At 52.2% G+C, this 23,822-nt stretch carries 14 protein-coding genes and 2 tRNA genes; 7 read left to right on the forward strand and 9 right to left on the reverse strand.

Going from position 1 to position 23,822, the window contains the following annotated elements; genetic code table 11:
* The first annotated feature begins 297 nt into the window (after positions 1–297).
* Positions 298–3,660 (forward strand): TonB-dependent receptor, encoded by a 3,363-nt coding sequence (locus H7846_RS03915; RefSeq protein ID WP_255460830.1) that lies wholly within the window; start codon positions 298–300, stop codon positions 3,658–3,660.
* 134 nt (positions 3,661–3,794) lie between these two features.
* Here the strand turns inward: H7846_RS03915 and H7846_RS03920 are convergent, their stop codons facing one another.
* The 4 genes from H7846_RS03920 to H7846_RS03935 all read right to left on the reverse strand — a co-directional run bounded on the left by H7846_RS03920 (position 3,795) and on the right by H7846_RS03935 (position 14,368).
* Complete coding sequence (locus H7846_RS03920; RefSeq protein WP_186695224.1) at positions 3,795–7,187, reverse strand: alpha-mannosidase; 3,393 nt, start codon at positions 7,185–7,187, stop codon at positions 3,795–3,797.
* 111 nt (positions 7,188–7,298) lie between these two features.
* On the reverse strand, positions 7,299–9,308 hold the full coding sequence (locus tag H7846_RS03925; RefSeq protein WP_186695225.1) for an alpha/beta hydrolase family protein: 2,010 nt from the start codon (positions 9,306–9,308) through the stop codon (positions 7,299–7,301).
* A 70-nt stretch (positions 9,309–9,378) separates the two neighbouring features.
* Positions 9,379–12,801 (reverse strand): carboxypeptidase regulatory-like domain-containing protein, encoded by a 3,423-nt coding sequence (locus H7846_RS03930; protein WP_186695226.1) that lies wholly within the window; start codon positions 12,799–12,801, stop codon positions 9,379–9,381.
* A gap of 13 nt (positions 12,802–12,814) precedes the next feature.
* Positions 12,815–14,368, reverse strand: a complete 1,554-nt coding sequence (locus H7846_RS03935) for a glycoside hydrolase family 28 protein (protein ID WP_186695227.1) — start codon at positions 14,366–14,368, stop codon at positions 12,815–12,817.
* Positions 14,369–14,657: 289 nt separating this feature from the next.
* On the opposite strand from H7846_RS03935, the gene H7846_RS03940 reads away from it, so the two are divergent.
* Positions 14,658–15,965 (forward strand): hypothetical protein, encoded by a 1,308-nt coding sequence (locus H7846_RS03940; protein ID WP_186695228.1) that lies wholly within the window; start codon positions 14,658–14,660, stop codon positions 15,963–15,965.
* A 391-nt stretch (positions 15,966–16,356) separates the two neighbouring features.
* Here H7846_RS03940 and H7846_RS03945 read toward each other — a convergent pair.
* Together H7846_RS03945 and H7846_RS03950 are read right to left on the reverse strand one after the other, a co-directional pair.
* Positions 16,357–16,433, reverse strand: a tRNA-Pro gene (locus tag H7846_RS03945).
* A gap of 28 nt (positions 16,434–16,461) precedes the next feature.
* Positions 16,462–17,004, reverse strand: coding sequence for a DUF4112 domain-containing protein (locus tag H7846_RS03950; protein ID WP_186695229.1), 543 nt, complete (start codon positions 17,002–17,004; stop codon positions 16,462–16,464).
* A 71-nt stretch (positions 17,005–17,075) separates the two neighbouring features.
* Here H7846_RS03950 and H7846_RS03955 point away from each other — a divergent pair.
* From H7846_RS03955 to H7846_RS03970, 4 genes are all read left to right on the forward strand, one after another.
* Positions 17,076–17,150: transfer RNA gene (locus tag H7846_RS03955), tRNA-His, on the forward strand.
* Positions 17,151–17,205: 55 nt separating this feature from the next.
* Positions 17,206–18,006: a DUF72 domain-containing protein gene (locus H7846_RS03960; protein WP_255460831.1), complete on the forward strand. Its 801-nt coding sequence runs from the start codon at positions 17,206–17,208 to the stop codon at positions 18,004–18,006.
* Complete coding sequence (locus H7846_RS03965; RefSeq protein WP_255460832.1) at positions 18,006–19,049, forward strand: YheT family hydrolase; 1,044 nt, start codon at positions 18,006–18,008, stop codon at positions 19,047–19,049. Before H7846_RS03960 ends, H7846_RS03965 begins: the two co-directional genes overlap by 1 nt.
* Positions 19,050–19,074: 25 nt before the next feature.
* Positions 19,075–19,668 (forward strand): hypothetical protein, encoded by a 594-nt coding sequence (locus H7846_RS03970; protein ID WP_186695230.1) that lies wholly within the window; start codon positions 19,075–19,077, stop codon positions 19,666–19,668.
* On the opposite strand, the gene H7846_RS03975 is transcribed toward H7846_RS03970, so the two are convergent.
* The 3 genes from H7846_RS03975 to H7846_RS03985 are packed head-to-tail and all read right to left on the reverse strand — an operon-like array spanning position 19,669 to position 22,387.
* Positions 19,669–20,640, reverse strand: coding sequence for a carbohydrate kinase family protein (locus H7846_RS03975; RefSeq protein ID WP_186695231.1), 972 nt, complete (start codon positions 20,638–20,640; stop codon positions 19,669–19,671). It abuts the gene before it with no gap.
* A 15-nt stretch (positions 20,641–20,655) separates the two neighbouring features.
* Positions 20,656–21,591, reverse strand: coding sequence for a hypothetical protein (locus H7846_RS03980; protein WP_222597545.1), 936 nt, complete (start codon positions 21,589–21,591; stop codon positions 20,656–20,658).
* Between the two features lie 52 nt (positions 21,592–21,643).
* Positions 21,644–22,387, reverse strand: coding sequence for a D-lyxose/D-mannose family sugar isomerase (locus H7846_RS03985; RefSeq protein ID WP_186695233.1), 744 nt, complete (start codon positions 22,385–22,387; stop codon positions 21,644–21,646).
* Between the two features lie 261 nt (positions 22,388–22,648).
* Here H7846_RS03985 and H7846_RS03990 point away from each other — a divergent pair, with 261 nt between their 5' ends.
* The gene (locus tag H7846_RS03990; RefSeq protein WP_186695234.1) at positions 22,649–23,782 is read left to right on the forward strand and encodes a substrate-binding domain-containing protein; all 1,134 of its coding nucleotides are present in this window, start codon (positions 22,649–22,651) and stop codon (positions 23,780–23,782) included.
* The last annotated feature ends 40 nt before the right edge of the window (positions 23,783–23,822 follow it).

A 23,822-nucleotide genomic window follows, 5' to 3' on the forward strand; every position in this document is an offset into this window, starting at 1 on the left:
AAATCACATTTTCGTATGTGTTTACCGTAAGTACCTTGGTCAAAAGTCCATCGCCTGCCTAGTGTGTTTCAACTGAAAAATCCCGCCCCGCCGTTCTGCATATGAAAATCGGCGCGGCGGAGTCTGGTATCTGGAGAGGCTATGATGACTGCAACAGGAGAGAGAAAGCCAGCACTTAAGAGAGAGCTATTTCATACTAAGGTGTTCAATAGAAGACACCTGTACTATCAGGCAAGGTGCCTGATACTTCCTCTGATGATCCTTCTGTTCGCTGTTTCTGCGTCGTATGGGCAGCTGATGACGTCTGACATCCTTGGAACGGTAACGGATAGCTCAGGAGCCGAGCTACCGAATGCTACCGTCACGTTGCGCAATGTTAATACAAACGATGTTCGTATCACGACGACCAGCAGCAGCGGCGATTACTCCTTTAGTCTTCTGAAGCCCGGACGTTACAGCATCAAAGTGGAGGCCACTGGGTTCAAGACCTCAAATACCGAGTTATCGGTTGAGGCTGGCGACCGCGCACGCGCAGATGCGCACCTTGAGGTGGGTGTTGCCAGCGAAACTGTCAATGTCGAGGCGCAAACCCCGCTGCTACAGGCTGATAATGCGACCGTAAGCTCCACAGTGACGGCAAAGGCAGTGCAGGATCTGCCTCTGAATGGGCGGAACTTTGTCCAGTTGGTGCAGATTGTTCCTGGTGCTAATGAGGGGCCGGGAAATGGCCTGACCAGTGGCGGACGCCCGGATGATCGGCGTACCAATGCGGCAGGTTTTTCGGTCAATGGCCAGGATGACACGCTGAACAACTGGGTGGTCGATGGAATCGACGACAACGAGCGCGTCATCGGCACGATTGGTATCAAGCCGAACGTTGAAGGTATCCAGGAGATCACAGTCCAGACCAACAGCTATGCTCCAGAGGCCGGCCGTACGGCAGGAGGCGTAATCAATATCACCACGCGCTCGGGCTCAAACCAGTTCCATGGCAGCCTATATGAGTTCTTCCGAAACGATATTTTCGACGGACGCAGTGTGTTGCAGACGAACGGCAGTAAGCCGGAGCTGCGCCAGAACCAGTTCGGCGGCAGCATCGGTGGACCGATTATTCGCGACAAGACCTTCTTCTACTTCGATTACGAAGGCCTGCGGCAGGTGACGGGCGTGACGTATACGAAGACGGTTCCTACGCTGTCGGAGTACAACGCGATTAACAGCATTGGCGGGAGCTCACCCCAGCAGCTTCTGTCGGCGGCTAATGGCACGGCCGGTCGTGCCATCGATCCAATTGCATTGAACTACCTGAAGCTCTTCCCCGCGCCGAACGCCGGCCCGGTCGGACAACTGACGAACAACTACATCACGAGTCCGAATAAGACTCAGACCAGCAACACCTATGACGCTCGTGTCGACCACAAGATTGGTGCAAATGATCAACTGTTTGGCCGGTTCTCGTACAACACAGTCAATACGTTTACACCTCCTGGACTGGGGACACAGAGCGGCTTGCAAATCAGTGGCGGTCGTTATGACTTCGATGGTCCCGCGACGGATGTAGCTCAGCAATATGTTATTGGGTATACGCATCTCTTTACATCGAACCTCGTGCTCGACCTGAGAGCAGCGTTTACACGCATCAATAACCTCTCGCTTCCGCTGAACTATGGCAAGAATGCGAATACACAGGTTGGTTTCCCTGGGAGTCACACATTCACGGCTGTGGCGAATTCGCTGACTCCGGTTTCGGTTGGTCCGTTCGCGGATATTGGTGACGGGGCGTATGTTCCGCTGCAAGACATTGATAACACCTTCCAATATGCTGGCACACTGAGCTGGACTAAGGGCACTCACAATATCAAAGTGGGAGCGAGCTACATCCGCAGGCAGGCGCGCAATGTACAGAGCGCGTCAGCGACGGGAGCTTACCAATTCAATCTTCCAACCGATAGTAATGCCGACCAGTTGACACAGCAGAACAATCAACTGGCATCGACGCTGGTAGGGGCATACGCCAGCATGACACGTAACTATAACTTGTTTGCGCCGGACTATCGCACTTATGAGCCAAGCTTTTTTGCGCAGGATAGCTGGAAAGTGGTTCCAAAGCTGACCTTTGTCTATGGTGTGCGCTATGACATCTTCACCCCGTTTACTGAGGCACACAACCACATCTCAAACTTTGATTACCTGCAGGCGCTGGCGTCAAATGCATCGACGATCAACTCAGCGCTAAAGGTTGCTAATCAGAACGGTGTTGATGGGAGAGTGAACATTCCAATCGACTACACAAACGTGGCTCCTCGCATCGGCTTCTCGTTGTCAGTAGCTCCTACTACTGTGGTACGCGGCGGCTATGGTCTGAGCTTCTTTCCGGGCAACTATACATCGAATGCAGACCTGAAGAATGCTCCGTTTACATCGAACTTCAGCCCTGCCTGCCAGTCTGCATTGGCAGTCCAGATTGAGACGCAGCTGGGACAACTCGCAGGACAAAACCCAAGCTGCGCAACAATTTCTGGCGCACCTACCGCCCTGGATCAAGGTCTGCCGGTTCCGGTAGCTCCTGATATCACTAACCTTGCGGGTATTCCGGGACTCTCATTTGTGGCAGAGGCTCCGAAATTCCGCTCGGCGATGATTCAACAGTTCAATCTGCAGATCCAACAGCAGTTTGGTGCGAACGTCTTCACGATCGGTTATGTCGGCAACATCGGCCAACATCTACCGGAGTCGATCAACAACATCAATCAGCCGAAGCCGTACAATCCACTTGCTCCGCTGGGAAGCCCAACGAATCCTGTAGGCGGCGCGCGGCCTTTGAATCCACTGCTGCCAAATCTTTCCGGTGTCAGCTATATCGACAGTGGTGGTGTTTCGAACTACAGCGCATTGCAGGCTTCATTGCAGCGCCGCTTTACTAATGGGCTTGCCTTCGACGCGAACTATACCTGGGGCAAGGCGATGAGTGATATCACCGGCTTCTCGCAACAGGGTTCGAACCAGGGATGGAGCAACGCCGATCCGACTCGCATTCGCCAAATCGAATACGGCATTGCCGAGAACGATATTCAGAACCGCTTCGCTCTCTCGCTGAACTACGAACTGCCGTTTGGCAAGAGCTTTACGGGAATGAAGAAGTTTGCTTTGGGCGGATGGCAGATGAACACGATCACCATCTGGCAGAGCGGAAAGCCATTCACAATTACCAGCACCGGAAGCGGTGCAGACAATCCTGTGGAAAGCGATGGCTTGAGGCATGGTTACAGCAACCGTGCAACACCACAGAACAGCGGCGGTAATGATCGTCCTAACCAGAATGGCGATGCTCGCGGTTCAAGGTCGAATTCGCAGTTCTTCAACACGGCAATGTTCTCTCCGCAACCTCTGGGAACAGTTGGAACTACGCATCGTAATGCGCTGTTTGGTCCTAACTTCCGTCATGTCGATCTTTCGCTATTCAAGAACTTCCCGTTAACGGAGCGGTTGAACCTGCAGTTCCGTGCAGAGAGTTACAACATCTCAAACACACCGAATTTCTATATCGGGAACGGAACTTCAACGTCACAGTTCGGCAGCGCAACCTTCGGACAAATCTCGCAGACTGATCCTAATTACACGCCACGGCTGTATCAATTTGCTCTTAAATTGCAGTTCTAAAAAGTCTCCCTCCAGTGCGCATAAATTGCTTCTAGCGCTGGGGGGAGACTTTGCACGCTTTGGCAATGAAGTAAAAGCGAACTGTCTATACGAACAGTTCGCTCCACGTAATTGTCTTATCTAAATTCTTGAATTCAGCGAGTGTTGTTGGTTGAAATTTTACGGGAATGCCAGAAAGTCTCTCCGCGCGTTGGATATAGGAGGCGGACAGTATTAATGGAGTAAGCTCCTACATCAACCCCAAGTTCATTCCCGTGAAGAGAGGGGTGTGAACTGGTAGCGCTATCATCTCGTTCCATCAGGTCTGTCTCGGATGCCTTTGTCGCCCCACTGGGGATTGTGAGCTTGGCCTGCGTATCTTTTCCAGCCCACTCGTAGAAACGAAGGATCAGGCTATTGCCGTCCTCGCTCTTTTTCATTGCGGTTAGAACCAGGTTTTGCGGAGTAACGCGGATAAGGGATTGTTGTGCTGGAAGGTCACCGACGTGAGATTCGGTTTGCAAGGCCTGCATCTTGTAGTTGAATTCGTAGGCACGCAGCACAGTGTCGGCCTGCTTCCATGAACCGCCGTGCGGATAGAGCGAGTAGCTGAAGTGCTGATGCCCGCGATCGGCAGTCGGATCAGGATAGAGTGGGGCACGCAGCAGCGAGAGGCGGAGTACGTTTCCGAGCGCGTCATAACCATACTTCGAGTCGTTGATGAGGCTGAATCCATGTTCATTGTTCCCGAGATCGGCCCAGCGTAGTGCTGGAACTTCGAAGCGAGCCGCATCAACGGAATTATTGCGGGAGGTACTGCGCTCAATGCTTCCATAGGGAATCTCGTAGGTAGCCGTAGAGCTGGTTGCGGTGAGGGGGAAGCTGGCCTTGAGAAGAACATGTGTCTCGTGCCAGTCGATGTCGTTGACTACGTCGACCTGAGGGGTGGCAGCGTAGAGAGTGATGTCCTGCACAAATGTGGATTTGCTCCAGTGGCGAGTGATACGAATAACTTCACGAAGCGGGCCGCGCTCGATGGTCTCGATGCTAGAGACCGCCATAAGGTCGGTTTCCTGCTTGCCGTAGTCCTTATCGATGTTCCATGCGTCTTCGACGCGGATGCTATCGAGATTATGTTCGGTAAGGCTGCGTCCGGTATCGACGAAGGTTTCAAGCTTGTTACCGCACTGACCCGGCATGATGCTTTCGAACTTCTCGGCTTTCTGATAGAGGCTGGTGATGCAGCCTGTCTTCGGATCGAGCGTGACGCGGAGGAATGCGTTCTCCATGGTGGTTCCATGCAGCGCGAGATCGCTCGTAACCTTGCGCTGGCCGGGGACTGCGTGGAGGACGGTATATCCGACAGAGGGTACGTTTCTGGGCTGGAGAAGCAGATGATAGGTGTTCGTTGCTTCGTCTTTGGACAATACCTGCATGAGCACAGGTTGATTGTCGGCGCCGAGTACGCTGATGCCATTGGGGGTGGGCTGGGGCATCTGCACGGAAGCAGTGACGATGCCGGAACGGTCCCAGCTCAATGGATTCCAGATAACGATGGGTATGCCGGGTTGTGCCGCTGTGTTGATGTGACTGTTGAGTTCACGGAGTGCATCCCCTGTTGCTTCGTTGGCGATCCGATGTGCTTCGTCATAGTCGCGTTGCGCGTCCTGATATACGGCGGCGATGGCGGTTCCGGCGGCGACGTCATGGAACTCGTTGAAGGCCTTTTTCTTCCATGCTTCAGTGAGTTGTTTACCAGGATATTCGAGGCCGCTGAGCCATGCGAGCGAGGAGTATTTCTCGGCATCGAGCAGCCATTCATCACTGTGGCGCATGTTGGACTTTTGGATTGCCTGGCTGGTAAATGTACCGCGGTGATGCTCGAGATAGATTTCGTCGTTCCACACGGGCAGGTGAATCTTGCCATCGAGTTGAGCAGGAAGGTGCGTGTCACCGGCGGCTAGGGTCTTATAGTTCCAGACAGGCACTCCGGATGTGCTAATGCGCGGGTTCATATCGTTGAAGAACGATTGCGAGGTGCGGAACTCGACGCGCGGGTAGATGCGGTTGGGGTTGGACCAATGGATACCGTTCTCAATCGACTCGCGCGCGCCGGTGATGTTGAGCCGCCCGAGGCTGGGGCCGTAGACGTGCATCAGTTCTTGTTGACCTGGATTGAGCTTGATCGCAACGGCGAGGTCGCGTGCCATCTCATCGGCTTCGGTTCCTTGCACGATGTCGTGCGGGAAGTAGGAGAGGACACGGCTGCCATCGGGTGACTGCCACCAGAAGAGCTTGAGCGGGAGTTGATTGGTGTCGTTGTAACGAAGCTTCTGAGTGATGAAATAGTCGATGCCCGACTTCTTATAAATCTGCGGGAGCTGCCAATCGTAGCCGAAGGAGTCGACATTCCATCCAATTTTGACGTCGACGTTGAACTTTTGCTGGAAGTAGCGTTTACCAAGCAAAAGCTGACGGACCTGCGATTCGCCGTCGGTCATGTTGAGGTCAGGTTCGACCCACATGCCGCCAACTAGCTCCCAGCGTCCTTCTTTTACACGTTTCTGAATTTCAGCAAATATCCCAGGGAACTTCTCTTCCATCCATTCGTAGTACTGCGCGCTGGACTGCGACAAGGTGTATTGAGGGTATTCGCGCATCATTTGAAGCGCGCTGGAGAAGGTATAGCGTACCTGGTCGACGGCTTCGGAAGCTGTCCAAAGCCAAGCTGCGTCAATATGTGCGTCGCCGGTGAGCTGGATGAAGAATTTCTTGAGTAGCGGTTTCAAAGGCTCGAGTGCAGCTTGTGCCTTGATGAGCGAAGCGTCGAATGCAGGCTGATCGTTGCGATCGAGTGAGGCGAGACTGACAGAGGTGGCTGCGGAGTCGAGAAGCTTTTCCTGTGAGGCGAGCTCGGCCGGATCTTTGATGATGGTGGGGAGAAGTTGCGCGGCTGAGACCAACTCAGTGGCAAATGCAGTGGGATCGGGGCGAGTGGGGAGGAAGTTGACCGCGACAAAAGCACCTTCGAAATGCTTGACCTCATAGGTGAGCGGCATATGTACAGCGATCAGGACCTTATCGCCCGGCCTCGCGCTTTCGATGAGAGTGCGTCGCGTGAGGTATGTGCCTTCGTCGACGCGCTGGCCATTGAAATAGATAGTTTCGTAAAAATAACCGCGACCCGGACCGAAGCCGCCGACATCAATCTTGAAGGTAATACCGGTACCAGTGAGATCGTATCCGTTGAGAGTTTTGGGGATCTCGATCCAGCGGCGAAGCCAGAGCTCTTTCGGAGAGGCGTAGAAGGGGAGCTGGACTGTCTTCCAGCTGGAGGTATCGAGATCGGGGCTCTCACCGTGTTCAACAGGGCCTTCATGGTACTGCCAGTCGCGCGCGTCGAGTGCATCAAAGGAGGAGAGACGCTGGACAACAGCCTGAGCCGGAGCGGAGAACTGATAGGAGTTCGGAGAAGGGGACTGTGCCAGCAATGGAGCATAAAGGATAAAGACCGCAATCCAACCAAGTATGGAATGCTTTGCAGACAACCGAGATCTATCTGTGGAACTGTGATTTACCGAATGCACTCAATGTCCTCCGTAAAGATGTGTAGTGTGTTTCGTGACGGCCGGCCTTATTAATAGGAGCGGTTTCCGATTTCATTTCCAGAAGATAGGCGTCGGGTTTTCTTCATAAAAATTGATCGTTGTTGGTGTAGCCAAATCGATCAACTGGCTCAAATCAAAGGCTTGATAAAGATCGAGACAAACTAATTCGGGAGTTTCTGCGTAAGAAAACTTTCCGTTAAATAATTCAGACAAAGAAGTGATTCCTTCCTCCGCTTTGAGGGAAGAGAAGCGCTTCGGTTCCAGTGCTGCTGCTACCAGTGCCACGGCCTCGGAGCGAGGACCTTGAGTCAAGAGATCGATCTTTTGTCCTGAATAGGGAGCAGTGTATTTCACGGCTCCAGGCGAGGAACTTCCATCAGTATTTGAATCGGATAGCCATTGGGTGACGCTAACTACTTGGGCCGCTTCGATTCCAAGCGGGCGTTCACCGACGGTATTCAGCATCTGGGCCGCGTTGCTGAGATTCGGACGTTCCGGGGTTCCGGGTATGCTATCTCCAAATAGAATCGGGTCAAGCAGTAGGACGCGATATCCCCGACTCAGCAGATTCCCCGCTTCGACTGCGAGAGAAAGGCGTCCCTTATCGGAAATCAAAAGGGCAGTCTTGTTCGTAGCTCTGACCGACGACTGCACCAGAACGCCTGTAGCGCTTAGGCCATTGCTGAACTCAAAGCGATATCCCCGACTCTCGATCCCTTTATCGCGGGAAGCACTTACCGGCCAGGCATGCGTTACATTAACTGTTTCAAATCGTGTGATGCTGCGAAGCACTTCCCGGCTCTTCTCCAACTCAGATGGTCGGATGCGATTGTGATGGATTTGCTCCGCCATTTTTCGTGCGAGGCCGATGATCGTGAGGTTATCTTTCGGAAGACCGACAATCAGGTCTTCTGCAGAGAGCACCTCTTCATCAGTATCTGGATCTTCTTCGGCGGAGGTTTGCAGATGGAACTGGTCTTTTAAAAAGCGGTACGATTGAAGGCGGCTATCAAGTTGATAATTGTGCGTTCCAGGATCGTCATTCTGGTACCACTGAAGATTGTCCGGATGATGGACCGCTGCATAGAAAGGCTTGATGTCATCGTAGACTCCTTGCTTTACTATGCCGGAGCGGAAGCAGCAATCATCCATCGAGTTGTAGATCAATAAGGTCGGCCGAGGTACTCGCAGCGTCATCAACTGAGCATAGTCAGCGCTCGCACGCACATCGGGGGCGTTCTGTTCAGCATCGCCTGCATATTCTGGATGCTCGACCGCAGTGGTTAACGAGCTGAACCCGGCAACTGGAATCGATGGACCAATGCGCTCATCGAGCGTGCTGAGAAGCATGGTCTGCCACCCGCCTCCGGAGAGACCTGTCATCGCGATACGTTTCCGGTCAACACGTGGATCCTCGTAAAGGAAGTCGAGTCCACGACGCATGGCGAGATAAAAGAGTCCAGCGCCATTCGCCCCTGCAAGATCAAGCAGTCCAATATTATTGTGGGCGTTTTCGCCGGAGGCCAGTTCGCCGAAGCCTATCCATTCCAAGTTCAACGCCAACATCCCGTGGCGGGCTTGATTGATGCAGCGTTTCTGTTTGTGTTCCACGGCCTTTCCACCCGGCCCGTGGCCATTCACATTCAATACGGCAGGCATGTTGGGAGTTAGATGGTCGGGTTCATAGAGCAGAGCTGCGGAATAGAAGCCGGGAACAATTTCGTAGCGATACTTGACGATTCGGTAACCTTTTCGCTCGATGACTCCGACGCGTTCAAACTTTGGGGCAGAATTGATCCACTCTTCCGGCCAGCCATGATAGATGGTCGCAAGAGCATGTTTTCGCAATGTCTCCGCTTGTTGGTGAAGAGCTGTCTTGGAACTAGCAGGAGGAAGTGCCGGAACTTTCTTCAAAAGGAAGTGTCGCAGCTCATCGGTGACGACGGTTGGGTCCTGTAGCTTCTGTTGCAGCAGAGGATCCAGTACCTTGCGAGTGGTCTGCGCCGATAAGCCGATTGAACAGGCAAGAAGAGATAAGCCGAGTGTCCCAATCTTTTTCATAACGTTACTACGGTAAAGAGATTGACCTTGCGACGGAAGAGCAAACTTCCGCCGCAAGGTGTTGAGGGTATTAGAAGATCAATTTCAGACCAAGCTGGCCGATGCGTGGATCGCCAGCCGACAGGATGTTTCCAAAGCCGCCACTGTTGATGGTGGCTACTGGGTCGGACAGGTTGGTGTGGTTGAGCACGTTGAAGAACTCCGCACGGAATTGGGCATGGAAGCGCTCGGCCGCACCGAAGTTCTTATAGAGGCTTACGTCCCAATTCACAAATCCCGGCCCGCGCAATGCACCTTTGCCGATGTTTCCGTACTTGTATGGATAGGCAGCATAGGTTCCGGGATTTGTTCCGACGGCGGGAAGGGGCAGGGCGAACGAACTTTTGTTGAGCCAGTTTGCGCATGCGGTAGTTGTCGTAGCGCAGCCATTGCCACCATACGGCTTCCCTTGCAGGATCGCGCGTGGTGCGGCTCCGGTTGCGGCGACGTCCGTACCGGTGAAAATCGTATATGCATCTCCGGTGGACGCGGAAAGAAGGCCACTGGTTCCCCAGCCCCCGATCACGAATCGTGCTGCTCGTGGTACCGCATTGAAGCTTGGAAGAGTTAGGACATAGGACCCATTGAAGATGTGGGTTCGATCGAACGGCGACGCTCCATACTCGAAGTCGCTGAATCCCGACATATAGATTGGCTGACTGAAGCTACCGCCTCCACCATTCTGTAGCGTCTGGTTCTGCGGGATATTATCCAGTGATTTTGAGTAGGTGTAGCTTGCCTGCACCGTAAAGTTGTGAGCGAAACGATGCTGCAGTGCAGCCTGGAAGGAGTGGTAACTCGAAGCTCCTGTTTGGGTGAGCATGTTGATGTTGGAATAGTTCGGCGCATACTTGGTGCGAGACATGATCGAAGCACTGGGGTTGCCGAAGATGCTCGGATCACCCGGTATGTAGATGCCTGGATTGAGTTGCATGTCACGACGGATATGGCGACCCGATGAGCCAACATAGGAGGTTCGCAAAGACCACTGCTGGGTCAACTGCCGCTCGACGGAGAGGTTCCAGTTGTAGCTGAGAGGAACCTGGAACTTCTGTAGAGGATTGAAGGTCAGGACAGTAACCGGCAACGGAAAGGTAAAGTCCGCTGGTGCAGGATAAGGGAATGGAGGATGAGAGCTCAAACCCTGATATGGGTTGCTGAACGTTCCCGGCAACGTGGTGATAGAGATCGAGGGGCTGAAAGGATTGTTGCTGACGATTGCCTGTGTGATCTGAGAGATACCACGGGAATCGAAGAAGAGTCCAAAACCGCCGCGAACACTTGTTTTGCCATCGCCGGTAACATCATAAGCAAAGCCGATACGAGGAGCGAAGTTCTTATAGGAAGCATTCGTGCCGCCGCGTGGGAAGCCCTGGTCGCCCGGGAACAGGAGCCCTGGAGGAGCGTTGTAATAAACCGATGAACGCCGTCCAGCAGCATAAGCGTCAGGAGAAAAGAGCTCCAGTCGACCATTGATCTCGTTCCAGGGGCGGAACGGATCGTATCGCATGCCGAGGTTTAAGGTCAGGCGAGGGAGCGGATGATAATCATCCTGGAAATATAAGCTCCAGATAGTATTCCGCGCGTTCTGGAATTGGCCACTGCTCTGGGTAAAGCTGCGCACGCGTCCGAGAAGAAAATCGGACATTGCATAACCGGTTGCATCGCCGGAGAAACCAAAGGATCCAAATCGGCGATAGTTGTTCATTACATCGAGACCGGCATTCTGCACGGACCCGCCGAAGCTGATGGAGTGACGTCCATGAACCCACTTCACATCATCGTCGAAGATATAGTTGACGCGAGTAAATTTTCCGAAGGGATAACTTCCAAATGAGAATAGTCCTGAAATATTGATTGATTCAATCGCTTTTGGAATTCCTGTCGGCTGATACATATTAACGCCAAGATCGGCGTAGTTGGGCGCGTTGGATGGAGGATTCTGAGAACCGTCGACAGACGAACGCGTAAACCGGAAATCATTAAGCCACGAATTATTGAAGATATGACTTTCGCTGAACAGCAGATTCTGTGAAATGTTCGGAAATCCATCCTTATACGTCAGGATATTTCCGTTTTCATAGATCGCGGGATTGATATAGGTGTCTCGGAAGTAACGCCCCGTAATCCGATCATGGCTGCTTAGCGTGTGATCAATGCGAATCAGTTCTTCATGGAAGTTCTGCGGTGCATTTGGTTGAATATAGCTGGTTAGCCCATTGGGAGAAGCTGCTGAAGGCAACAGTTTTAAAGTATTGAGTGCGGCAGCATCAAAGTCCGACGTTGGAACGATGTTTCCAGGATAGGGTTGGCCTGTTACCGGATTTTTGATTGTGATGGCCCGGCCGAGCGGATTTGCTGGATTACTTGCTGAGAGCATGGCCGAAAAATCGCCATTTAGATTGGCTGTTGTCGGCAGATAGACCCTATTTGTTGCGCTGGCACTATGGAAGATCGTGCCCTGGAAGCCAAAGAAGAAGAATGTCTTTTCACGGCCGTCGTAGAGCTTGGGCAGGAAGACGGGGCCGCCGATCGTTCCACCAAACTGATTGCGCTTAATCGTGTCACGGCTGGTTGCTGCCCAGTTGCGAGCGTTTAATGCCGAGTTACGGATGAATTCAAAGGCAGTTCCATGCAATCGATTGGTGCCTGAGCGTGTCACTACGTTCACCACTGCACCGGAGTTTCCGCCATATTGTGCGCTGTAGTTGCTGGTCTGAACGCTGAACTCACGAATGGAGTCTGGCATAGGAAACGGCTGGTTGACATTGGTGTACTGATCCATGTTGTCGCTGCCATCCATCAGATAGTTACTGCTGGTCTGGCGCGATCCGTTCACGGAAATGGTGACTGCTGCAGCCTGTCCGCCGACGGCTTGATTGCCGAAAGTAGACGATTGGATGGCTCCATTTGCAGGAGCATTTACGGCTCCCGGCGCAAGCGTTGTCAGCGTAGCGGCATTCCGGCCGTTTAGTGGCAGCTCCACGATGCGTTCCTGATCGACGATCTGGCTGATAGTAGGTGTCGTTGTATCAATCTGAGGAGGAGCATCGCTCACCGTAACGCTTTCCGCGGTGGACTCCATATTCAAGGTGACGTCGACGGACAGCGTTTTGTCTGCTTGTAACAGGACACCGGTACGAATTGCCTGAGCGAAACCTTTGATCTCGACCTTGACCTGATATTCACTCGGGGGCAGCGAACTGATGACGTAATATCCTTGGTCATTGGTCGTCACAGAACGGGTTCGTCCCGTTGCAGTTTCAAGTGCAGTTACATGCGCAGATCCCAGAACCGCTCCAGTAGGGTCGGTGACTGTTCCGACGATCGTGCCGGAGTTCTGTGCATATGCGCTGTTCCCTGCAAAGAGAGCGAGGCAAACAAGAGCGAGCAACAGAGCCCTGATCCATATAGCTTCTGACCGTACGATCTTAAGACCGTGCGAAAGTGACATGAGATTCTCCTGGTTATTGTGTTGTGTGTTGGATGGAACCAGCCTTCACATCGGCGGAGATCTCTACTCGATTATGAATGGCCGCGGAGGTTGCGCTAGGAAATCGCAAGTCCGCGCTCCGTGAGCCGCTGATACGGCAGAAGTTGGTCTCTGCAAGCTCCACGCTGGAGTTGCGGTTGTTATGAAGCCAGAATGTCGGCTTGGATTGGGCAGAGGTTTCGACCGAGGCGAGTTTGAGATTCACCGTATCGTCGGCCACTATGATTGGTAGTCTCTCGTCCTCTGTTGCCTCGACGGTGAACTGGCGAATGCTCACATCGCTGACGTGTCGAAGAAATATTCCATGCGCAGGCAGAGGGCCAAACATAACGGGTTCGGGATAGCTGCCAGGATGTTCGGGAATATCGCTGATGGACGAGGTCCCCTTGATCTTACCCGCTAGGGTGACCTGGATACCCTGAATCGAGACTCCGACAACGGGCGCATCTGGAAGACCAGCGATCACGCTCGGCAATTTTGCTTCCGTCGCAACGATGTCAGAGATCCTAATCGAGGTTACGCTTCCAGGACCGGCACCAAAACCGCAGCGATCGCGATTGCCGCGTAGAACAGTAAATGGGGTTCCGACGCGGTTCATCACGATATTAGAGGCGGAAATATTGGAAAGTTCTCCTCCGTCTACCGTGTAAAAGGCGAGCCCAGGGTTTCCATGCCGCATCCCCACGCCTCCCTCGAAAACGCAATTCGAGATGGCGATCTGACGAAAATTCCCACAGCTTTCGGTACCGCATTTGAAGTAGCAGCTGGCGGTTCGCAGTATGCAGTTGTCGACGGTGACGTACTCCGTTGCTCTTCGTTCGCCGAGTGCTCCGCTGGCCTTCAATACAATCGTGTCGTCGTAGGACTCAACAAAGCAGTTGGATATGCGTACATGGCGGCAGCAGTCTGGATCGATCCCATCGGAGAGGCCGTTCCGAATGGTGACATTATCAATAGTTACAAAGTCGCACCCAAGCAGGCTGATGTTGTAGCTTGGGGCGTTCCGTATCGTAATGTCCCGCACCAGAACGTTGCTACAACGGCGAAGCGCGATCGGTTTGGGGCCACCAGACTTGGTATATTCGCAGTCAATCTCTCCATCACCAATAATAGAAACGTGTTCGAGCCCATCCCCCACGATCAGGGCGACGCGGAAGTTTGAGGTTGCGAAGTTGGCCTTCGGATCATAAGCGAGCCTCTCGGGAGGAAGAAATTCCGCTGAATTCTTGCTCATCACCAGCGTTGCCCCATTTCCGAGCCAGAGGGTTACCCTAGAGCGCAGCTGGAGGGTTCCGGAGATATATCTTCCAGCGGGGAGATAAACCGTCCCTCCCCCGGACTTAGAAATCTGATCGATCGCCCTTTGAATGCGAGGGGTATCTGTTTGTTCTGTCGGCCGACTTGACCCTGGCGTGATACTGGCGATTCCAGCCGGAGCAGCCATCGCCACAGGAAGTCCGACGGCAGCCTTCAGGAACTGTCGCCGCGACGGTTGACTGTGGCCCGTTGATTGTCCTTGTTTCAGCACAGGAAATCCGATCCTTCATCACGGCCTTCGTTTCAAAGGAAAGGAGTGATGGCTTTGGTTTATGCGTGGCTTAAGGGCAACATAGAGATTTGTTTGCGGGGGTTCCAGTCAATTCACCGAAACATAAATATGACATTTATTTTCAGTAAGATGACCGATGTGAAAAAGGTTAAATCAGGGGATAAACATGTGGTGTTCATGTGATTGCCTTCTCTTTACAGAGAATCAGTAGAATGAAAGACATTCATTCAAGGGTGTGAGGCAATCCTGCTTGCAATCACAAGAGACATTGTCTCCAACGACAAAGCGCGAACTGGTGCAACGCATTATTGCTTCAGGACCATTCAGCAAGTCAGAGCGACTTTCCAGTTTTTTGTTGCACATCTGTGAACTTGAAATACAGGGACGAGCCGCCGAATTGAGTGAAAAGGAGATCGGCCACTCAGTCTTTCGGCTGCCGATTGACTACGATCCGAGTGCCGATGGAATCGTTCGTTCCCATGCCAGCCGCCTGAGACGCAGACTTGAAATGTATTACATGCGCGAAGGGTGTGAAGAACACCTTCGCATCGTCATTCCCCGGGGAAGTTACCAGCCGAGATTCGAACGGATCGAGCGTAGTTCTGCGGCAATGCAGGCAGGTCAAGCGGAGACTTTAGCAGAAAATGATGGCATTGAGCCCTCGTCTGCTTCTTTAAAAGAGCTGCAGAAGGGTGCTGATCTACCGAAACCGGTTGAGGTTGCTTTCCGTGGTGTACCTTGGCGCGGGATTGCAGCTGCGTTCATCGTGGCTAGCCTGATCGCTGCAGTTTTGCTTTTTCGACACTTCCGTGCCGTGGATCGGACGCAAGTCTCGCCGTTAGCGGCAATGTTTACGAAGGATAGACCTACGATTCTGGTACCAGGGGACAGCGGCCTTGTCGTATGGCAGGAAACACAACACAAGAACCTGACCCTGTCGGACTACTTGGCTTCCAACTACGACAAAAACCACGAAGGGCCCATCAGTCCGGAACAGCAACTAGCGCTCACACTGCTGGGCCGACGGTATACGTCGATGGTTGATCTGGAGATCGTTCAGAATCTCTCAAATCTTGCACGAAGCTATAACGTTGAACCTCTTCTACGTTTTGCGCGTGATGTTCGTCCGAACGATCTGAAATATAACAATGTAGTTCTCATCGGCAGCAGCGAAACGAATCCCTGGAATCAGATGTTTCAGGGAGCAATGAATTTTGTGCTGACGAAGGATCAGCAAAGAACCGTCTATACGATCGAGAACCGACATCCCACGCATGGAGAACCAGACCGGTGGCTTTCGGACCCGGCGGAGCGGTTACGGACCGCCTATTGCAAAGTGTCATTCCTGGCGAATCCTTCGGGAGAGGGAAATGTTCTTGTCCTCGAAGGAACTTCCATGGCTGGAACGGAGTGCGCATGGGAGTTTATCTCGAATCAGGAGAGGCTAAAACAGTTTCTGAGGGCGGCTGGTTGGACAGCTCACCAGGCCCCGCATTTTGAAGCTCTTCTTTGGACCAGCAATCTCGGTGGGAACGCTGCCACAAGTGCAATCGTTGCATGGCGCATCGGAAATTAGTGGCTGCGCCTCACTAAGATCGAGTTCCTTAAAATCTTCTAAAACACTAAAACGAGAACTGAGACAGCATCGATAAAGCCACCAATTGCCCCAACAATCTGGAAGATCCTGCCGGTGTATATGAAGAAATTTCTTCTGCGGTGAAGAGAAATTTTGGCATAGGAGATCGGCAACGAGTCAGAAAATCGATTTGGCCTCTCGATCATTACCTTTCCGAGCAGGAAAACACCACAGTAAAGGCAGACTCCCAAAATGTATTTCAGAACTAGCATGAAATCGTCCTCCAATGAGAGCTTTATAGGAGCATCTCAGGAGCCAATCTTTTGAAAAAGGGAAGATTTAGCCGATTCAAAGAGGAAAATCGCTATTCTTTGCACGCAATTTGGTGGAATGGTCGGGGCGGAGGGATTCGAACCCCCGACCCTCTGCTCCCAAAGCAGATGCGCTACCAGACTGCGCTACGCCCCGACTCCTTCTAGTCTATCGTACCCTTCGGTTAAAACCACTTCGGAAAGTGGACTTCGACGCCAAACATCGTATGCATCAGTCCATTAGCCAGCCACGCGATCAGCAGCATGGGTAACAGCATCAGGGCGATCAGGGTGACGCAAAGAAACAGAAGAAAGATCCAGCTCTGGACGGTATGTTTTCGTGGCTGGTAGAGGCTTCCTGTAAGAAGGGCATAGTTGCGACGGTTCGCCCGCCATGCGATGTCGAAGGCATCCCCAACCACGGGGATAGTTCCGATACCTACCTCGATCACGATATTTGTGACCATACGGGCGAGGACGACATAAGGAACTCCACGAGCCCATGCAGCAATAATGATGATGCAGGAGGCGATTCCTCCAATAACGTCACCGATGCCCGGAATAAGGCCAACAATTCCGTCGAGCCCAAAGCGGATGGAGGTGCCCGGGATCTGGATGAAGTCGTCCAGAATATGGGAGAGGATGTCGAGATTTTCGTCGTCAAAGATCCCGCGACCTTTACGGTTGCGAGGAGGGAGTACCTCAGGCGGTGGAGGCGGCTGGTGCATCTTTATTTCCTGCAGGGCGGGGGAGTCCTCTCCGGGCCCGACATCTGAATGCTACAATTGAAGACGATACGGCGGCTATAGTTCAGTGGCAGAACGCCGCTCTGTGGCAGCGGATGTCGTGGGTTCGAACCCCACTAGCCGCCCCAGATTCCCTTTCACTGTTGCGCGGGAGTTTGTGGGCATACCGTATCCTAATGCGCCGTGGCTCCCTCGAAGCAAGTTCCGTTTTCTCTGAACGAAGCTGCCGTTGCTGCGGCCGCTAGGCATATCTTTGCCGGAACCTCAGGCTGGGCTTATCCCACATGGAAGCCTGCCTTTTATCCGGATCGTACTCCCGCCAAACGCTTTCTTGAGTTTTATTCGAGTCAGTTGAGTTCGGTCGAGGTGAATTACACATTTCGTGCTTTTCCGTCGCCGTCGACCCTTGAGAACTGGCTGAGTGCAACACCTGATTTCTTTCGGTTTAGCTTCAAAGCGCCACAACGGATCACTCATATTAAGCGCCTGGCAAATTGCGAATCCGACGTTGCATACTTCGTCTCGGTACTGGAGGTGGTTCGGCAGGCAGGCAAACTTGGCCTCTTGCTCTTTCAGCTTCCTCCTACGATCAAGGCCGACGCTGCAAGGCTCGACAGCTTTCTCTCATTGCCTGCGTTCAGTGGAGCAGGCGCGCCTTCGCTCGCCTTTGAATTTCGTCATGAATCCTGGCTCAACGACGAGATCTATAGCGTGCTGCGGAATCATAATGCCGCTCTCTGTATCGCTGAGAGCGACGAGTTCGAGACACCCGAGGTGCATACCGCCCGTACCTTCACCAGTTTTCGCCTGCGCCGTACCGGAGCTTACACTTCAGCTGAGATTGCTGCCTTTATTGATCGTTTTACCAAGCTGGCGAAGGATCGCGATGTCTACATCTATTTCAAACATGAAGACGAACCGACAGGTGCGTTGAATGCTGTCTCTTTTCTTGCCGGCATTACTGGCGGAAAGGCGAATCAGTAGTGGCAGCAACGCTTGAATCTTTACTGCAGCGAATCGCACATGCAGAGGAGTTTGTTCCTCGGCGGTTCTTTTCCAACGGCCATCTGCAGACGATCCTGGGAAACTTTCTGCGCCGGACTGATTCGCTTCCCTCGGCCGAGCAGGTCCTCCTTGAAGTTGCCCCTGCATTAGGTGACCAAATTGCCAGCCGTGTCCGCTGCGACTGCCACTGGCAGCCAGAGGAGATACGTGCCGTGCGGCCGACAGCCATTATCGTGCATGGCCTTGAAGGTTCTTCAAATTCGCAGTACGTCGTTGGCAATGCTAACAAGCTGTGGCAAGCGGGAGCCAATATTGTTCGCATGAACATGCGCAACTGCGGCGGAACTGAAGGACTGAGTTCTACGCTTTATCATTCGGGTCTCTCTGGTGATGTTGGTGCTGTGATGCGCTACTTCACGGAGCTGTATGGCCTGACTTCCTTTTCGTTGATTGGGTACTCGATGGGAGGCAATCTTGTCCTTAAGCTAGCGGGCGATCTTGGTGCTTCGGTCCCCAAAACGCTACGGTCGGTGATTGGAGTCTCTCCCGCGATCGATTTGGGCCCGTCGGCAGATACATTACACGAGCCTGGCAACCGCATCTATGAGATGAAGTTTCTCTATGCACTTCTTGCGCGCTATCGTCGCAAAGTCGCCTTGTTTCCGCGTGCCTTCGATCCGAATCGTGCCGAGGGGATTCACTCGATTCGGGCTTTCGATGAGCGTATTACAGCCTTTTACTCCGACTTTACGGGAGCAGATGATTACTATTACCGGGCTGCGAGCGCCCGTGTGCTTGACAGGATTGCAGTGCCTACGCTGATTCTCAATGCAGCAGATGATCCTTTTATCCGGTTGCTTCCTGAGAGCCGGGCGAAGATTGCTGCGAACCCGAAGATCACCTTTACTGAAACAGACCATGGCGGCCATTGCGCATTTCTGGCCACACCAGACCCGACCTGCAACTATGACGGCTACTGGGCTGAACATACGCTGATGCGTTTTCTACTGGAACACGCCTGATCTCTTCTGAGGCTAAGATAAAAAGATGCTCTCTGAGTGGTCCGCAGAATGCGGGCATGATGATCCGGTTCTCGTTGTTCCCTGGTCAGACCCTGAAAACCCAGGACGTCGCTTTATCGACCTTCGCGAGAATCCTTATGACTTGGACTGGCTTGAAGAGGCCGCAGAGCATCCACCTTTGCTGCATGTTCTGCGAGCGCTCAATGCTCCACGTTCGCCTGTATATACTGCAAAATGCGATGTGTGGCAAATGAATGACAGCGAAGTAGATCTTCTGCGGGTGGAGCTTGATCTCATTCCTGAGGATGTCTCCAATGGGTTAGTAAGTTACATCGACCTGATATGGCGGGAGCGTTCGATCTTTGCTTCGCTGCATCAGCATGAACAGCTTATGGATCGAATCGTGCGTTTGGCAGCGCCACTTGAACATTCCTACGCTGCCCTCGAATGTATCCTGCGACCTGCAATGGTCGATTTTTCTGGCCCGCAAGAGGGGTTTGCCGTCAGCCTCTATATCAAAGCAGTCGGTCATAGCCTGGAGGCTGCAAAAGAACATTGGGCCGCAGCATTGACAGATGTCTCTGCGTTACTGCGGAGTCGCGCTTTTGCAGGAGCATAATTATTCAGCTATTCTGGCGATCCTCTCGAGTAATGAGACCTCAAACTGTTTGGAAGACGCCCGTAACAGTTGAATAATATCTTCCAGTGTGGGGAGAGCATCCCAGCCTCTCATCGTCCCATTTTTTCCGACAGCCTTAACAGCTGCTGCTGCCGAGGCAAAAAGGAGCGCATCATCGAGAGAGAAGTTGCGCGCTATTGCGAGCGCAAATGCTCCATGAAAAGTATCGCCACAGCCATTTGTGTCGAAGGCCTTAATCCTGAAAGCCGGGAGATGTGTGATTGAACTGGAGCCCCCTTGGAGGTAGTAGCAGCCTTCCTGTCCAGCCGTGATCACTGTGGCAGTACGTTTAGTTTGGGCCAGATAGGCACAGGCCTCTCTTGGGTCTCGAGCATTGCTGACCCACTGAGCAAATTCGGAAGGGACAACCAAATAATCGACGAGATCCGCCAATTGCTTCGATTCTTCAGAGCACCCTTCTATGTCGCCTATGATAGGAATGCCAAGAGCGCGAATTTTTTGCGCTACTCCTGTCAGCGGTAAGCCAGACACATGGTCAAGAAGAACGACCTTTGAAGAGAGAACGAGATCTTCGGAGAGGTCCTCAGGCGTGATCTCTTTGAAGCATGAGGCGCTATAGAAAACGTTCCGGTTTCCTGCCAGATCCACGGCGATTGCGCTGTGATAGGGAACTGCAGAAGGATCGTGAACGATATGCGCGGTGTCAACGTGGTGCTGCTGAAGCTGTTGCTTGATGTACAGCGAAAGCTCATCCTCGCCAAGACGAGCACAAAAAGCCGTGCGGCCATGAAGCATAGCGACCGAAACAATCGCCGTACAGGCGGGACCTCCACCGTGGCGTTCTTTTTGTGAAACCGGCACTTTGGCATTCGGTGGCGGATAAGAGGAGATATACATCAGATCATCGACTGCGGCGACTCCAATCGCGAGGACATCATAAGACTTGGTCATGCCATCCTCCGCGAGCTACAGTGGCCCATATTTAAAGCAAGACGATGTGAGTTGCAGATCTTGATCGATAGATCGAGTAGGAGCGATCTTTAGTTTTGCCAATGTGGAGTGATACGATTTCACGGCTTCAACGGGAGAGAGTGCATCATCTGCAACCCGCCGCAAATGCTCCACAAACGAGAGCTGATGTTCAGCTGCATTGATCTTTCGCCCAAATAACGCCACACGAGCGCCATGCTTTTTAGCAGAATGTAGAAGCTCGAAGGCGTCATGCGTTGTTCCAGCAGAACCCCCAAGCACTCCAACCACAAGCGAAGGATCGTACGAACAGATCTCCTCCATTGCTGCGGGGCCATAGTAGGGAATCTTAAGGAAGAGCGGTCGAGATACAGAGGGAATTCCCGCAAGTAATCGAACGATATGATCGTTGAGAAACGAAGGAATCAACTCTTCAGGGATTCCATGAACTGAAGAGGGAACATTGGGACCGAAGACTTCAAGGAAGTGATGAAAGCCTTTTTCTTCCGCCTCTAGGCGAAATGCTTTGTAGCTTGTTAAGGTCTCGAGGTCACGATCAGAGTGATTGTTGAAAGTGACTGAATACAGACCAAGATTGACATGAATTTTTGCATCCTCTTCGGAAATAACTCTTTTACCAATTTGGATGTGATCGATCGTCGTTGACGAAAAAGGCCTTGATGGAGCCTCCGGATAGTTAGAGCCGCGGATTACATGAATATCTGTCGTATCATTGGCGCGAGCGGCAGGTGTGACGGACGACTGCGCAAAGAGTCGTTCCTGAATCGCGAGGATCTCGGAAGTGCTGGTAGACATCAGCATGATGTCTACTAACCCCTGCTCAACGATCTCACGAATCTGATCCCGGAATTCACTAAGAGAACGGTAACCTCCCGTGGGATTTTTCCCGGGAGATGCTATTCCGAATGCCATGTCAGCATCTTTAGCGTCGGCGAGAATAAATGCGCAACTGGAAGTGGATTCCTTAAAAGCTGTGAGTTTGGTGTCGAGTGACTTTTGCATGATTTAGCACTTCGCGCTGGTCTTGGGGGTTCTTGGGATCTGGATATTCCGTACATAACAACCGCAGAGGCGCTTCGTCTTCAACGATTTGCGGAAAGCGGCCCAAGGGTTGATAGAAATGGTTATCCTCAGCATCGTTATTGATCGAGGAGACTTCGCCAATCAAAGCATCTCCATTGACGGCATGAAATGCGTGATAGATACCCGGGGTCAGGGTTATGGATTCACCGGCTCTTAGAGTGATCGAACCGCCTGGCTCGATATGCCTCATGACACCATCGCAGAAGACGCTTACTGGGGTATCAGCCAGGCCGCCGTTATCATCAGCCTGGTATAGCTGTACAAAAAGATCGCCAGTTGAGGCGCTACCCCGATTAATGATGTCCTCTGTCTTCCGATAATGACGATGAAGGGGCGTGATCTGCCGTTCACGAACCATCATAATTTTTTCGGCATAGCCGGTATTTTCGTTGTGAGGCTGGCCATTGCGAAGGGTAAAGAGGATGAGCCCTTGCGCAGTGAAGTTGCCAGAATGGAAGTCGGTTACGTCCCAACCTAATTGACGGATGCGGATCTGATCGGATTTTTCCCCGATGTTATTCCACATGTCAGGTGTCCAATGAGCGAATGGCGGAAGAGAAAAGAGATTCGCTTCAAAGAATTTAATAGCCTGAGTGATAAATAGATTGATTTCAGATCGCTTCAAGGTTCCTCTGGAGCATTGCTAATTCAACGTCTTTCAAAGAACAGGCACCAAAATAATTCGAATTACATAATTTTGCTTTCTTTATTTCGCTGCCCTCTATTCGTTTTACTGTGTGAAATATAAAAGATTGTGGATGAGGGAGATTTAGCCATCGAGAATAAGAAATAAGCCAATTTTGCGGGAATTTCTTTTCTCTTGAAGGATGCTAGACTGTTTTGCGAAATGGAATCAAAGAAAAGCGCAACTCCTGGACAGTATCCCGTGCGCAAACGCTCCTACACTGTTCAAGCAGTTGTTCGAGCAGTGGCCGTATTGAATGCCTTCTCCTCCACCTCAGAGGTTTTGGATCTGCATGTTGTGGCAGGGCGAGCTCGACTCAATCGTGGTACAACGTTTCGTTTGCTCGAAACGTTAGTAGAGACAGGGCTGCTGGAACGGGCCGGAAAACAGGGGTATCGGTCCTCTATACAAACGACAAAGTCCAGAAGGTTCCGATTAGGATATGCCTCTCAGAGCAATTTGCTCCCATTTACTACAGTTGTGACCGATGGGCTGATTACTGCTGCAAGTGCAGCGAATGTCGATCTGCTAATCCTCAACAATAAATTTAGTTCTCGGATTGCATTGCAAAACGCCGAAACCTTTGTGTCTGAAAATGTGGATCTAGTTATCGACTCGCAGATCAATCTAAATGTGGCAGCACAAATTGCCGCGAAATTTTCGGACGCGCGTATCCCGTTTATAGCACTTGATATCCCTCATCCTGGAGCTGTTTATTTTGGTGCGGACAACTATAAAGCGGGGCGTCTCGCGGGTCGTTACTTAGGAAAATGGACGATTAAGCATTGGAAGGGCCAGGCAGAACAATTGATTCTATTGGGAGTCGATGCTGCTGGGCCACTTCTTAATGCGCGCCTTACCGGGATTGTTGACGGTCTTGCGGAGGCATTGCCGAGTGCCGCGGCGATTCCGCACCATCACTACGATACAAAAGGGGGACAATTCGAGGCGACCCTGGATTTGGTGCGAAAGCATTTGCGACGCCGGAAAGTTGAACGTGCACTGGTGGGTGCAGTGAATGACACGACTGCGATGGCGGCACTCCAGGCATTTCGAGAGGCCGGCTTAGAAAGAGAGTGCGCTATTGCTGGACAGGATGGTAGTCCTTTGGCCCGAGAAGAAATGCGGAGACCCTCTAGCCGGCTGGTCTGTTCAGTTGCTTATTTTCCCGAAACTTATGGAGTACGAATTATTCAATTAGCGCTCGATATCCTGAATCGAAAACAGGTATCGCCCGCCATTTTCGTCGAGCATGAAGTGCTTACTCCAGACAATGTGAATAAGGTTTATCCGAACGATGCATGGATGAAACTGCCTCCGCGCCGATTAGGTTAATGGATCGCGCTCCGGGAGATGGCTTGGTTTTCGGACGATC

Origin of the sequence: Edaphobacter sp. 4G125 (assembly GCF_014274685.1) — a bacterium.
Lineage (GTDB): Bacteria > Acidobacteriota > Terriglobia > Terriglobales > Acidobacteriaceae > Edaphobacter.